The sequence below is a fragment of the uncultured Rhodospira sp. genome (genome assembly GCF_937138205.1).
GTDB lineage: Bacteria > Pseudomonadota > Alphaproteobacteria > Rhodospirillales > Rhodospirillaceae > Rhodospira.
The window spans coordinates 1-13,661 of record NZ_CAKZOT010000075.1 but is presented as its reverse complement, the minus strand read 5'-3'; the positions used below and the strand labels follow the sequence as shown (position 1 = coordinate 13,661).

The following is a 13,661-nucleotide window of genomic DNA, read 5'->3' as shown; positions in this document are numbered from 1 at the left end:
ATGACCGGTATTTCCATCCAGGTCAGCGCCGCCGACATCGCCGCGCGTGGGATCGACGCCATCGTGGCGCGCGCCGGCGACCTGACGCCGGCGATGGACAGCGTCGGCCAGATGATGCGGGCCTCGGTCCAGCATCGGTTCGAGGCGGGGGTCGACCCCGACGGCAACCCCTGGCCGCCGTCCGTGCGGGCGCTGGCGGAGGGCGGGCAAACCCTGGTCGATCGCGGCCACCTGCGCGACAGCGTGACGCACGAGGCCGGCCCCACGTCAGTGCGCCAGGGGACCAATCTGGTCTACGCCCGCATCCACCAGTTGGGCGGCACGATCAGGGCGAAAACCGCGAAGGCGCTGATGTTCAAGATCGGCGGCCGGATGGTTCAGGTGCAGCAAGTCTCTATTCCGGCGCGTCCGTACCTTGGGCTCTCGGCCGAGGACCGCGCCGAAGCGGGCGAGATCATCGCCGACTGGATCACGGGGGCGCTGTCATGATCGGTGCCGCGCTCGTCGATCCCGTCATCGCCCTGGTGCGGGCCGCAGCCCCGGACCTGCGGTACATCGGCCCGGCCAATGACCTGGCCGCCCTGGTCGCCGCGCGGCGCCTGCCCGAGCGGGTGCCCGCCGCCTATGTGCTGCCCACCGCCGAGGTGGCCGAACAGGCCCAACGCACCGTTCACCGCTCCATCATCACCACGAACATCACCGTGGTGCTGGTCACGTCGGAGAGCCGTCGTGGCCCGGATGACCGCCCGCTGGATGCCCTGGGTGCCGCCGTGATCGCCTTTCTCGACGGCGTGTCGCCGGCGCCGGACTGGCGCAAGCTCGGCTATCGCGGCGCCGATCAGCAGGTGCGCGCGGCCAGCAGCGACCGCGAGGGCGGCGTGTTCCTGACGATCCACTTCGAGACCACCACACAGCGGAGGGCCTGACCGTGCGCAAAGCCGGAACGTTCATCCATGACCGCGCGGGCGAGGCCCCGCGTCCCACATCGAAGGCGCCACCGCCGGCTGCACCCGAGAGCACCGGCCTGCGCCCGCCCACTGTGTACGCTCCGGTCGAGGCAAGCGCCGATGACGCGCCCGCCGACACCGGCGCCGGCACCGGCCGGCGCGGTGGCGCCAAGAAGAAGGAGTCCTGATCCATGGCGCTCTCGTCAAACAATCGCGTGATCCAGACGGCGCTGGAGGCTCTCTACGGCGTGGGTGCCGATCCGGGCGCCTTCATCTATCTCCTGGTGGCCAACGCGGACCTGCCCGGCATGGCCGCGCAAGAGGCGACCCGCAACATCATCCAGCCACACCTGGGCTCGCGTCCGGCTCAGCCCTGGCAGGAGCGCGTGCCCCTGGTGTGGGGGGTCGAGGCCGTCGGCTCCGGCGATGTGGCCGTGGAGCCCCACTTTGACGCCATGCTGCAGGCCGCCGGGTGGGCGCGCGTGCAACTCACCGGCACCGCCACGGTCCAGGCTGCGCCGATCGCCGTGGGCACGCCGACGGGGTCGTGGAGCTACACCGTCGGCGCCGGGTTCACCGGCGCAAATCGCCGTCGCGTCACGGTGATCTGCACCACGGCGGGTGCGTCGGGCACCGCCCAGGCCACCGTGGCCGCGCCTGCCGTGGGTTTGGGCGAGACGGCCGAGGCGGCCTATGAGGTCACCGGGGTCGCGATCACCGATGCCACACCGATCACCCTGCCGGGCGGCGCAGAGATCACGCCGACGCTCTCGGCGGACTGGGAGGTTGGTGATCAGTGGGTGATCGAGCTGGTGCCGCCGGGAATTGAGTACTGGCCGTCCAGTGACCGCGCCGGTCACAAGAGCCTTGTCGCCAAATACAACGTCGATGAGGTGATGTTCGAGGCTCGGGGCGCGCGCTTCCAGTTGGGCGCGCAGTGGCAGATCGGCGGCTGGCCCCTGCTCAATTTCCGGGGGCGCGGGTTGTACGGCGCGCCCACCGAGGTGGCTCTGGGCGACGCGGATTTCAGCACCATTCGCGAGCCCGAGGTGCTCGACACCAATAGCTTCCAAATCCACGTCGAGCCGACCGACCTGTCGGCCGCGCCGTGGTCGCCGACCGGCCAGAGCTTCGATCTGACCGGCGGGGCCGACGTGCGGGACAAGTCCCGCACAAACCTCAACAACGTCGAGATCGTCAACCACGAACTGACGGCCAGCCTGTTGGTCGAACTGGAACGCATCTCGACCATCGACGTGTTCGCTCTGTCGAACATGCGCCGCCGCGTGCGCGCCACCAGCGGCACGCGCCTGGGCGAGCGCTGCGAGATCTGTGTCGCCAACGGCCAGATCGGCACCGTGTCCCTGCGCGAGGATGGCGGGGACGTGATGGCGACGTTGCCGATGCGGTGCCTGTCCCCCCAGGGCGCCGGCGACGACGAGGTGTGTATCAGGTTTTTTTGAGTTTGATCGGCCCAGCGCGACCCTTCGGGCCGCGCGGGCCTCCGCCGCCCCCGGCGCCCAAAGGGCGCCGAGACCACGACACAGGCGCCGCGCAGCGGCGCCGGGGCGGCGCCGGCGCGGTCGCGCCGGCCGGCCTCTGAAAGAGGCCGGTAACACTCCCTCAACGACCGCTTAAGAGGTCCTTCAATGACACAGTTCCGCGTCCCCAAAGATGGTGTGTTTACCTGGGATCAGGAGGTTGAGGTCACGGCCCCCGGCCGGGGGGCGGAGACGCTCACCGCCACATTCAAGACCCTGAACAACTACGACGCCCTCGTGGCCGATCTCGCGGGGGGCGACGTGAGCATCGGGGACTTCATCCGCGCATTCCTTGTGGCCTGGGATGTCGCGGACGACGACGGCCCGGTACCGTTGGACGGTGAGGTGGCGGATAGCCTGTTCAGTATGGGGTGGTTCGGGCTGACGGTCATCAAGGCCTACGGTGACAGCGTCGGGGGGGCAACGGCAAAAAACGCGCTGACATCGGGCGTGCCCTCGCCCGTGCCCACCACGGGGGCTCCCCCCGCCAACCGGCACGCGCGGAGAGCCGCGACCAAATCGAAGAAGACCTGAGGGTGCTGTCGGGCGGCCGGGCCAGCCTGCCGCCCGCAATGGCGCGGCCGGCGCCGGCGGACGAGGCCGAAATCCTCGTCCACCCGGACAACGCCGAGGCGGTGCGGCTGTGGCTGCTGGCCCAGCGGGAGTGGGTGATCGGCCCCATGGCCGGCATGATCGAGAGGTGGGACATGACGGCGTGCGAAAGCGTGTGGCGGATGGCGGGGTACCCGATCGGGTCCGCGCGTCTGGCGCCGCATGTCGCCCGCGCGTGTGCCATTTCCGACGCCTATATCGCCGAGGCCAACCGCCTGATCGCCCGCCGGCAGGAGCGCGACGCCGAGCGCCGGCGCGATCAGCCGGCCCTGCGGTCCATGGCCCGGGGGCGCGGCCATGGTCGGTAGCGGCGGCGCCCACCAGACGGTCTCGGTCACCCTCCGCGCCGACACGGAGGATTTCCAAGCCCAGTTCCGCGTGTCGCGCGAGGATCTGGAGAAGTGGCGCGCGGCGGCGGAGGCGGCGGGCGATGCCGCCGCCGACACCGCCGACCGCCTGGACGAGGCGGGCTCCCGCGCCGACAGCACTTCGCGCCACGTCGGTGCCACCGGCGAGGCCGCCAGTGATGCGGCCGACGAAATCGAGAACCTGGCCGACGCCGCCGGCGACGCCGGCGACGATCTCGACGATTTGGGCGGCGCGGCCGACCGCACCACGGCCCTGATCTGGGCGATGTACGCCGCCATCGGGGGCTGGACCGCGCTGGAAATCGGCGAGTCCGCGCTGTCGTCGTGGCACGCCTACGAGGCCGCCCTGGTCGGCGTCGGCAAGACCACGGATCTCGCCGGGCAGGCCCTCACCACCCTCGGCGAACAGATCGGCGCCCTGGCCCTGCGCCCCGAGATGGGGGCTACGACACAAGAGTTGCTGGGCATCGCCCAGGCCGCCGGGCAGCTCGGTGTATCGGGCAGCGAGTCCCTTCTGAAGTTCACCTCTACCGTCGCCATGCTCCAGGGCGCCACCGACCTGGTGGGCGATGCCGGCGCCATGGCCCTGGCCCGCATCCTGGAGGTAACCGGCGAGGGAACCGACAACATCGACCGCCTCGGCGCGGCGATCGTGGGGCTAGGCAACAATTTTGCGGCCACCGAGAGCGAGGTCGTCAACGCGGCGACGTACGTCGCGCAGGCCACCGCTCTGTTCGACACCTCCGCCGCCGAAGCCGCCGGGCTGGCGACCGCCCTGACCGCCATGGGCGTGCGGGCCGAGCTGGCCGGCGGTGCCGTGGGCCGGGCGTTCCTCGGTATCGACGAGGCCGTGCGCCAGGGCGGCGACGAGCTGCGGGCGCTGATCGCCCTGACCGGCCAGTCGGCCGAGGCCCTGCGCCAGGCCTGGGCCGACGACGCCATGAGTGTGTTCCAGGACCTGGTCGAGGGTCTCGCCCGCTTGAAGGACGCCGGCGGCGACGTGGCGGGCGCACTGGAGACTTTGGGCCTGGAGGCCGGCGAAGACGCGCGGGTGATGGGCGCGCTGGCCGCCAGCGCCGAGACGTTGGCGGACGCCTTGGGTACGTCCGACCAAGCGTGGCGCGACAACATCGCCTTGTTGCAGGAGGCCGAGCGTGCCGGGCAGACGGCCGCCGCCCAATGGCTGGTCATCGGCAACACCTGGACGGCGGCCGCGACCGTCATCGGCGCCGAGTTGTCGCCGGCGCTGTTGGGTCTGGCGCAGGATATGGCCGCCATGGTGCTGGCCGCGCGCGACAGCGGCCAAATCGCGGAATGGGCCGCCACCGCCGGCGAGGCGATCGGTGTCCTGGCCGATGCCGCGCGCTGGGCGGCCGAACACTGGGAAACCCTGGCCGGCGCCGTCGGGGCGCTGATCACGATCCAGGTCGTGAAGTGGGCCGCTGCGGCGCGGACCGCCATCCTCGCCCTGAACGCGGCGGTCCTGGCCAACCCCTACACCGCCGCCGCCGCCGGCCTCGTACTCCTCGCCGGCGCCACATACGACGTAGTCACCGAGGTCAACGCAAAATACCGGGCGACCACCAGCCTGCGCGAGCAGATGAAGCGGTACCGGGAGGAGATCGGTCTGTCCACCGACGCCCTCCTGGACGAGAGCCAGGAGACGCGCACCAACACGCGTGCTCAACTGGAGAACGCACTCGCCCGCCTGGAGGTCGTGCGGGCCATGATCCGGCCGGGCGGCGTGCGCGGGCAGGCGCGGCGCGATCTCATCGCGGAACGCGAGGAACTGGAGGCCCACACGGCGGCTCTCCAGAACCAGCTGATCGCCCTCAACGCCCGCGATCTGGCGGCGCGCGACGACATGGACGACGACAATAGTGGCGGTGGTGGCGGCGGTGACAACGACAACGATCCCCCCAAACCGCCCGCCGCCGACGGCTACGCCCGGTGGGTGGCGCAGATCCGCCTCGCCACCGCCGCGCACGAGGCCCTGGCCGTCGCCGCCGGGCAGGGCGCGGCGGCGACGCGCGCGGCGGAGATCGCGGCGGCCGCCGAGGGGTTCGTCCTGCAGTTCGGCGCCCAGCGCCGGGCCGAGATCATCGCCCTGGTCACCGCCGAGGCCGACGCCCGCCAGCGCCTGGAGATCGCGCGCCAGGTCGACGACCTGGAGCGGGCCATCGACACCGAGGCCGCCCTGGCCGCCGCGACGGCCGAGGGCGCGGAGGCGATCGAACAGGCGACGATCGCGCGCGAGACCCACGAGACCCTGCGCGCGCTGGCGATCGAGGCCGGGACCGAGGAGGCCGAGCTGATCGGCCACCTCATTGAGCGCCTGCACGAAGAGCGGGAGGCGCGCGAACAGGCCGCGCCGCTGGGCGATGCGCGCGACCGGCTGGCGGTGCTGGAGGCCGAGGCGGCGTACCTCGCGCGGGTCGCCGGTCAGCGGTCGCTGACCCGTGATCAGCTGGAAGTGATCGCGTCGCTGACCGATCGCCAGATCGACCTGACGTCGAAACAGGCGCGCGAGGAACTGCGCCTGGCCGACGCCATCGCCGATCAGACGCGGGCGGTGGAACTGGCGCGGGCGGCGTCGACGTCGTGGCGCGACGGGGCCGTGGCGGCGATCCATGACGTCGCCGTGGCGGCGAACGACAACGCCGCCATCGCCGAGGAGGCGTTCTCGGGGGTTTTCGAGAGCTGGACCGACTCCTTTCAAGAGTTTTTCCGCGACTTCAGCCGGGGCGTCGCCGACATCGGCGACCTGGTGTCGAGCCTCGGCAACGCGGTGCTCAATGAGATCACCAAGATCGCCGCGCAGAGCATCACGTCGTCGCTGGCGCGCACCGTCGGCTCGGTGCTCGGCCTGGGCGGCACGGCGGCGGCGGCGGCCGGCGGTGCCGGCGGGCAGGCGGCGGGCGGTGGGGGCTTCGGTCTGGGCAACATCCTGGACCTGGTGGGGCTGGGCTCCGGCGGATCGTCCATCGGCACGTCCCTGGTGACCTCCAAGGTCGGGCAGTGGCTGGGGTTGTCGTCAGCCTTCACGGCGCCGGCCGGCGTGGCCGCCGGGCCGGCCAGCCTGGGGGGCGTGGCGGGCTCCAGCGCGGGCGTGATCGCGACGACAACCGGGAGCCTACTGGCGTCGGGCATCAACGCCGCGCCGTGGGGGATGGTCGGGACCTTGGGCGCGTCGATGCTGGGGTTCGGCGGGACGGGCAACCAGTGGGCCGACATGGGCCTGTCGACGCTGGGCAGCATCGGCGGTGGCATGGCCGGCTCGGCGATTGCCGCCGGCACCGCGCTGGGCAGCGTCGGCGGACCGATCGGCGCGGCGGCCGGGGCCTTCCTGGCGGCGGTGGCGGGCAGCATGATCGGCGGCATGTTCGGCGCGCCGCTCCCGAACATTTCCCAGAAGCTCGGCTACACCGACGGCCAATTCGCCCAAGGTACGATCGGCGGGCGCCTCGTGGACGGCGAGGACCGCCAGGCCTGGGGCGATACCGTCACACAGGCCGTGCTGGCGCCGATGCAGTCGGCGGCGGATGCGTTGGCCGCCATCGGGTACGGGTTGGATTTCGCTGGCAACGCCGAGCCGTATGCCCTGAACACGAAGAAGGGCCGGATCGGCGTCTTCGGGGGCACGGTTGGCGAGACCTATTATGCCGAGGACGATCTGGCGGGGGCCAGTCTCGATATCACCGGCCGCGTCGTCCGGGATGCCGCCGCCCAGGCCGCCGCCGCCGGGCAGTCGCTGGACGGTCTGGCAGGTGCCCTGGCCGTGGTCGAGTCCGGCGCGGCCTCATCCGCGCAGGAACTGGCACAGCATATCGCGATCGCAGCGGACTGGTCCGGCGCGATCGACCAGGCCGTGGCCGCGCTGTCGAGTGGCGCCGCCGCCCAGCGCGCGGCGATCGAGGCGGACGCGGCCGCGTGGGGCCAGCAGGCCGAGGCAATGCTGCGGCCCGCGATCGAGGTCCGCGACATCCTGGTGGCTGCCGGGCAGCTCGACGCCGGACAGGCGGCGGCCGACATGGAGGGCTTGGTCCGCGCCATGGTGGGCCTGGGCGAGGGCGGCGGCACGTTGTCGGCGGTCGAGACCGCCGTGGCCCAGGCCGACGCGCGCCTCGCCGAACTGGAGCGCATCCTGGTGGCCACTGGCACGGCCGCCGAGGACGCGGCGGCCACGGTCGCCGGCCTACGCGAGCAGCTGATGGCCGATGCCCGGGCCGGGCTGGAGGATCAGTGGGTCCGGGCGCTGGAGGACTCGCGCGGCAGGGGCTACGTCAACGACATCCGGGACCAGGTGGCCGCGTACCAGCAGGCGCTGGCCGACATGGCGGCCGTGGGCGGCGACACGGCGCTGGTGACGGATACCGTGATCCAGCGCATCCGGGCGCTGGGGGAAGGTCTCGACCAGATCACATTGACCCGCCTGATCGGCGAGATCCAGACATGGGCCGCGACGGTCGAGGGCGGGCACGTCGCCGTGGCCGGGCTGGCGGCGGCCCTGATGGGCCAGGAGCGCGAGGTCGCCCGAGAGGCAGAGCGGGCCGCCGCCCAGGCCCAGGTCGAGGCCGCGCGCTCGGCGCTGGACGCGTGGCGCGAGGCCGAGTCCGCGCAGCGCGATGCCCTGCGGGCGGCGGTGGAGTATTGGCAGGACCTCGCGTCGGTCGCGACGGCCGTCGGCCAGGACCTGCGCCGCTATCTGGACGACATCACCGGCGGGTCGGGCTCCACGCTGTCGCAGCGCGACCGCCTGCAGGCCGCCGAGCAGGACTTCGCCCGCCAGATCCATCTGACACAGTCGGATGACCCTGAGACCGCCCGCGCGGCATACGAGAGTCTGGCCACATACGCGGAGGCGTACCGCGAGGCCGCGCGCGCCTACCACACCAGCTCGGCGGAGTATTTCCGGGTCGAGGAGCGGATCCAGCAGCTCCTGGAGCCGCTGGCCAGCGCGCTGGGATCCCCGGATGAGGTGGCGGGCCAGGAGGCGACGTGGGCGGCCGTCGAGTCCATCGACGCATCGTCCGACGTGGCGCGCGAGATCTGGCACCAGGAGCGCGGGTATCTCGCCCAGCTCGCGCAGGCCGACGCCCATCACGCGGCGGCCGTCGCCGCGCTGGACGCCCACGCGCAGGCGGCGGCGGCGGAAGAGCAGCGTCTGCTGGCGGCGATCGAGACAGCCGTGAGGGAGATGGAGGTATCGGTGACCGTGACCGCCGCCGCTGGGGGTGGTGGCGGTGGTGGTGGCGGTGGTGGTGGCGGTGGTGTCAACGATGAGGACCTGGCGGCCGCATCGTACCTGGCCGCCAACCCGGACGTGGCGGCGGCGGTGGGGTCAGACTGGTGGCAAGATCAGACCTCGGGTGGCAGTGCGCTCGACGTCGCACGGACACACTACGCTCTGTACGGTGCTGCCGAAGGCCGCGCCTGGCCATACGCCGACGGCGGCTGGGTCGACGGCCCCGGCGGCCCCACCGACGACGCGGTGCCGGCGCGGCTGTCCGCCGGCGAGTACGTGGTGCGCGCGGCGGCCGCCGCGCAGCACGGCGGCCTCCTCGAAGCCATCAACGACAACACCCTGCGCATCGTGGAGCCGCAGTCGCAGATCGTCCAGCCGGTCGTCGTCCCGCTGCCGTGGGTGGATCAGGCCCCAGCCTCGCCGGCGCCGGCCGATGACGGCCGCACGGTGGCCCTTTTGGAGGCCATTGAACGCCGTTTAGACAGCATCGAAACGGCCCTCCACGACGAGGCCCGCGACACCCGCCGCGCCGATGGCGCCCTGACGGGCGAGCTGTCCGGGCATCTGCTGGGCATCCGCGAGGCCCTGGCCGACGCCACCGGCGCCGCGAGCCTGGCGCGCCGCGCCGCCGTCGGGGGGAGACGCTGATGGAGCGCACAGAAACAAGGGTACGCGCCCACTACATGGACGCCGACGGCGCCATGCAGACGCTGCATCTGTCCGACATCGGCTATGCGGCCGGGCCGGAGGAGGGATATGCCGTCTACGACGGCGCCCTGTTCACGCGCCCGACCTGGTCGCGGTCCATCGACCCGGCGCTGGACCCATCGCGCGGCGCCGACACGTCATACAGTGCCATCACGATCGGCGAGGCGGCGTCGGGCCGCTACGACGCCCTGCGCGACGCCGCGTGGGGCTACGACGTGGAGGTGCTGGAGGGACCGGCCGGCGCGCCCACGGCGGATTTCAGCGTCGTCATGACCGGGATCACCGAGCGGTGCGACGTCGGCTGGCGCGACGTGGACCTGATCCTGCGCGACCGGCTCCAGGCCCTGCGCGACCGGCCGCTCACCACCGCGACCCTGGCCGGCACCGCCACCGCCGGCGGTCTGGCGCCGGAGGGCGGCCCGTCCCTGGCCGGCCGCCCGGTGCCCGTGGGATATGGCGTGGCCGAGGCCGTCTCGCCCGTCGAGGGCAATATCCATGACCATATATATAGAGTGGGGCCATACGACACCCTGACCGGCGCGGCCGACATGGGCGCGCCCCTGACCGTCGGTGCCATGTATCCCGACTGGGCCGCGCTGCTGGCCGCCACGCTGGCCCCCGGCGCCGTCGCCGGCTGCCCCACCGAGGGCCTGATCCGGCTGTACGGCCCGGCCGCTGGCGCGCTGGTGGTCAGCCTGCGCCACCAGTCGGACTGCACCCTGCCGGCCCTGGTCCGCGCGATCCTGGAGGGGGCGGGCGGAGTCGCGCCGGCCGGCATCCTGCCGTCGGTGGATGCCCTGCCCGGGTGGGAGGCCGGATGGTGGACCGGCGCCACCGACGCCACCGTGGGCCAGGTGATCGACGGCCTGATGAGCGGCGTCGGGTATTGGCACGACGATGCCCTGGGGCGGATCGCCGCCTGGCGCCCCACGCCACCCGAGCTGGCCACGCCCACCGCCGTCCTGACCACGGACGACCTGCACGGCGCGCCCGAGCTGGTGGCCACCGGCCTGGAGGTCGCGGGGGGCCGGATCGAAATCGAGTATCGCCGCGCCTGGACGACACTCACGGAAGACCAGCTCGTCGACGCCGACACGCCGGAGCGCATCGCCTGGCGCGACCTGGTGACGCGGGACTACCGCCTCAACGCGGCCGATCTGTCCGCCGTCCAGGCCCGCTGGCCGGAATACCGCACCGCCGCGCGCACGACCGCGCTGGCCTCGGCCACCGACGCGGCGACCCTGCGCGGCGACCTGGTGCCGCTATTCGAGCGCCCCCGCCGGGCGTGGCGCCTGGGGGTGACGCGCGACGCCGCCCGCGCCTGCGACCTGGGCACGTGCGTGGACCTGAGCGCCATCCCCCGCCTGGGCCTGTCCGGCGCGTGGGTGGTGGGTGTGCGCCGCGACCGATCCCAGCCGCGCATCACGGTGTGGGGGTGACGATGGACCAGACGGCATCGCAGGCCCTCCGCAATCTGCTGATTGTGCCCGATAATCGCCTGGACGACGTCGGCGACGGCACCCCGGCCACGATCACCGGCGGTGCATGGCTGGCGGAGCGCCCCTTATCTCACCTGCTGGACCGGCGTTTCATCCTGACGGCCGTCTCGGATGGTCTCGACGAGGCCGCGACCCAATTCCGCATCGACTACGGCGGTCTGACCGACCTGCGCGTGTGCGTGCTGATCGGCAGCATGTCCAAGCTCGCTCGCGTCCGTCGCGTCATCTCCACCGATCCCGCCGGGACCGAGATCGTCCACGACGGCGGATGGACCGACTGGTGCCCCGTCATCGGCGGCGCCTTCACCTTGCCCCGCGCGGATCCCAGCTACGGCCACGGCCGCATCTCCGACCGCGAGTTGCGCCAGTACCCGCGCTGGATTTGGCATGACGTCGCCCCCGAAGCCAAGCTCGGCCGCTACGAGCACATCTACATCAGCGACCCCACCAACCCCGCCGGATCGGTGACCCTGATGCGCGCCTGGACCGGCTCCGGCTGGCAGACCAGCGTCCCCGTCGAGTATGCCGCCGAATGGGGCTGGGAGGACCTGACCGACCTGCGCACCCTGCTGTCCGGCCGCACCGACGCCGACATCGGCCCGACGCGCCGCACCATGACCGTCCGGATCGACGGGCTGCCGGAGGCCGAAGCCATGAGGCAGGTGTATGACGCGATCGGCCGGCGCGGCATCAGCGGCCAGATGTACGTCACCTGGGACCCGACTGAGACCATGCACCGCCACCGCCGATCCGGCATTGCGCGCATGGCCAGCCTGCCGTCGAGCGAATTGGCCCGGCACGATTGGATCACGACCACGTTCAAATTCCTGGAGGAGGTGGCCTGATGGCGGCATTCGATCTGTACGGTGTCACCTGGGACACCGCGAATTTCACCACCGACTTCGCGCTCGTGTCGCCCGTCACCGTCGATGGTGTGTCACTGCCGCGCTGGGCGGCACTGCATTACGCCGGCGCGCTGGCTGTGGAGGCCGCCAATGTCACCTGGTCCGGCCTGCTGGCCGATACCGAGACCGCCCGCGCCGGGGCCGAAGCCGCCCGCGCCGGGGCCGAAGCCGCCCGCGCCGGGGCCGAAGTCGCCCGCGCCGGGGCCGAGGCGGCGCAGAGCGCGGCCGAGGTGTGGATCAACGCGGCGGCCGGTGCGACCACGGATCGCCGCACCTACACCGCGACCGCCGGGCAGGACACGTTCGCAGCCGCTTACGATGTCGGCCCGCCACCTCACGTGGACGTGTTCCTGAACGGTGTGCACCTGAGTCCCGGGGGCGATTACGCGGCAGATACGGGAACATCCATCGTCCTGACGTCGCCCGCCTCGGCCGGCGACACTGTGGTCATCACCGGGTGGGGGGTGTTCGCGGTCGCCGATATGGTCCGCATCGCCGACATTTCGGATGTAGTCCGCACCAGCGATGTCGCTGATGTCCTGAGAGATAGCGACGTCGGCACCACCAACGGCAAGATTATCCAGGCCGACGCGACAGGGTTGCCTGCCATCGACGGCAGTCAGTTGACGAGCTTGTCCAAATCGCAAGTCGGACTCGGTAACGTTCCCAACGAAGACGCAACCGACCCGTCAAACATGGATCAGGCCGGTGCGACGGATGGACAGGTCCTGACGTGGGACAATGGCGCGGGTGAGTGGACGCCGGCTGACCCCATTGCGAGCGGGTGGGTCGAACTGGCATCATGGACGCACAGCACGGACGTGTCCGAAGTAGAGTTCACTGATCTTGATAGGTCATATTCCAGCCTGATGGTGCAGTTCGATGACCTTTCGCACAATAATGCGAGCGATACAAGTTTCTCTATTGCTGTATCAGACGATAACGGCACGACATATACAGTCGGACTTGTAGGCGGCAGCAATCACGGCGCGGGTGTTTCGGTTGATGCAACATACATCTTTGATGGCTACGCAGAGAAATACAGTTCTCTGTTCTATGCAGTAGATTATGCCGCGCTGTCGTCGAATCTAACTGCTGCGAATACTCTAAGTGCGAACCTGCGCCATGTGTTCGTCCGCCACGACGATGGCATAAACGCGCTCAAGGTTTCCCTCGGTGCAGATGAAATTGACGCGGGGACAATCCGTATCTTTGCGAGGTAATCATGCCTAAGAAAGCCATCGTATCTGGTGGACAAACCGTCGTCCGCGACATGACGGCGGAGGAAATCGCGGCGCGTGTGCCTCCTACGCCCACCGAGGCCGATGTGCGGGCCGAGGGCGCGCGGCGACTGGAGGCCCTGGCCAGTGCGTACACGCGCGAGGAGCGCGAGACCTGGCACCAGCAGGTGGCCGAGGCCCTGGCGGTGACGGCCGACGCCCAGGCCTCGGCGCCGCTGCTGTCGGCCCGGGCGTCGGCGCGCGGCCTGACCGTGACCGACATGGCGTCGCTCGTGCTGTCCCGCCGCGATGCGCACGCCGTCGCTGCCGGCACCATTCTGGCGGCCCAGGACGCGCTGCTGGCCATGGAGCCGATCCCGAGCGACCTCAGGTCAAACGCGTATTGGCCCGCATAGGAGGGAGATCACAATGTCTCTACCTCGACGACTCGCTAACCTTCGTGCCCCGGCCGCATCCGGTAATACCGGCGACCGTCTCACCTCCGACGGGGCAGGTGGCACGGTTTGGGAAACACCGATCAGCGGCGGTGCCGTGGTCTCCACCGACATCACCGACAGCACGGCGACCGGCCGATCCGTCCTGACCGGAAACGCGG

General features: G+C 71.2%; 12 protein-coding genes. All 12 read left to right on the top strand.

Features of this window, described 5'->3' with window-relative positions; translation table 11 throughout:
• Window positions 1-489 carry a phage virion morphogenesis protein gene (locus Q0309_RS10100; protein ID WP_299440171.1) on the top strand — a complete coding sequence of 163 codons (489 nt, stop codon included), beginning with the start codon at window positions 1-3 and terminating at the stop codon, window positions 487-489.
• The gene (locus Q0309_RS10095; protein WP_299440168.1) at window positions 486-926 is read left to right on the top strand and encodes a hypothetical protein; all 441 of its coding nucleotides are present in this window, start codon (window positions 486-488) and stop codon (window positions 924-926) included. The genes Q0309_RS10100 and Q0309_RS10095 overlap by 4 nt, the downstream gene beginning before the upstream one ends.
• 2 nt (window positions 927-928) lie before the next feature.
• Window positions 929-1,135 (top strand): hypothetical protein, encoded by a 207-nt coding sequence (locus tag Q0309_RS10090; protein ID WP_299440166.1) that lies wholly within the window; start codon window positions 929-931, stop codon window positions 1,133-1,135.
• 3 nt (window positions 1,136-1,138) lie between these two features.
• A complete protein-coding gene (locus tag Q0309_RS10085) occupies window positions 1,139-2,410 on the top strand; it encodes a hypothetical protein (RefSeq protein ID WP_299440164.1) in 1,272 nt (423 codons plus the stop codon).
• A gap of 186 nt (window positions 2,411-2,596) precedes the next feature.
• Window positions 2,597-3,022, top strand: coding sequence for a hypothetical protein (locus Q0309_RS10080; protein ID WP_299440162.1), 426 nt, complete (start codon window positions 2,597-2,599; stop codon window positions 3,020-3,022).
• Between the two features lie 2 nt (window positions 3,023-3,024).
• Window positions 3,025-3,408 carry a hypothetical protein gene (locus Q0309_RS10075; RefSeq protein WP_299440160.1) on the top strand — a complete coding sequence of 128 codons (384 nt, stop codon included), beginning with the start codon at window positions 3,025-3,027 and terminating at the stop codon, window positions 3,406-3,408.
• Window positions 3,398-9,361, top strand: coding sequence for a phage tail tape measure protein (locus tag Q0309_RS10070; protein WP_299440158.1), 5,964 nt, complete (start codon window positions 3,398-3,400; stop codon window positions 9,359-9,361). The genes Q0309_RS10075 and Q0309_RS10070 overlap by 11 nt, the downstream gene beginning before the upstream one ends.
• Window positions 9,361-10,860, top strand: a complete 1,500-nt coding sequence (locus tag Q0309_RS10065; protein ID WP_299440156.1) for a hypothetical protein — start codon at window positions 9,361-9,363, stop codon at window positions 10,858-10,860. The genes Q0309_RS10070 and Q0309_RS10065 overlap by 1 nt, the downstream gene beginning before the upstream one ends.
• A gap of 2 nt (window positions 10,861-10,862) precedes the next feature.
• Entirely contained in the window at window positions 10,863-11,765 is a 903-nt protein-coding gene (locus Q0309_RS10060) for a hypothetical protein (protein WP_299440154.1), read from the top strand.
• Window positions 11,765-13,048, top strand: a complete 1,284-nt coding sequence (locus Q0309_RS10055; RefSeq protein ID WP_299440152.1) for a hypothetical protein — start codon at window positions 11,765-11,767, stop codon at window positions 13,046-13,048. Before Q0309_RS10060 ends, Q0309_RS10055 begins: the two co-directional genes overlap by 1 nt.
• Window positions 13,049-13,050: 2 nt before the next feature.
• On the top strand, window positions 13,051-13,461 hold the full coding sequence (locus Q0309_RS10050; protein ID WP_299440150.1) for a hypothetical protein: 411 nt from the start codon (window positions 13,051-13,053) through the stop codon (window positions 13,459-13,461).
• A gap of 13 nt (window positions 13,462-13,474) precedes the next feature.
• Window positions 13,475-13,661, top strand: a 187-nt coding sequence (locus Q0309_RS10045) for a hypothetical protein (RefSeq protein ID WP_299440148.1), incomplete at its 3' end; no start/stop codon positions are given.

Excerpts from the sequence above, each read along its gene's own strand:
- Q0309_RS10055 (WP_299440152.1), top strand. The coding sequence starts at position 11,765 with ATGGCGGCATTCGATCTGTACGGTGTCACCTGGGACACCGCGAATTTC.
- Q0309_RS10050 (WP_299440150.1), top strand. The coding sequence starts at position 13,051 with ATGCCTAAGAAAGCCATCGTATCTGGTGGACAAACCGTCGTCCGCGAC.
- Q0309_RS10080 (WP_299440162.1), top strand. The coding sequence starts at position 2,597 with ATGACACAGTTCCGCGTCCCCAAAGATGGTGTGTTTACCTGGGATCAG.
- Q0309_RS10095 (WP_299440168.1), top strand. The coding sequence starts at position 486 with ATGATCGGTGCCGCGCTCGTCGATCCCGTCATCGCCCTGGTGCGGGCC.
- Q0309_RS10070 (WP_299440158.1), top strand. The coding sequence starts at position 3,398 with ATGGTCGGTAGCGGCGGCGCCCACCAGACGGTCTCGGTCACCCTCCGC.
- Q0309_RS10100 (WP_299440171.1), top strand. The coding sequence starts at position 1 with ATGACCGGTATTTCCATCCAGGTCAGCGCCGCCGACATCGCCGCGCGT.
- Q0309_RS10060 (WP_299440154.1), top strand. The coding sequence starts at position 10,863 with ATGGACCAGACGGCATCGCAGGCCCTCCGCAATCTGCTGATTGTGCCC.
- Q0309_RS10085 (WP_299440164.1), top strand. The coding sequence starts at position 1,139 with ATGGCGCTCTCGTCAAACAATCGCGTGATCCAGACGGCGCTGGAGGCT.
- Q0309_RS10065 (WP_299440156.1), top strand. The coding sequence starts at position 9,361 with ATGGAGCGCACAGAAACAAGGGTACGCGCCCACTACATGGACGCCGAC.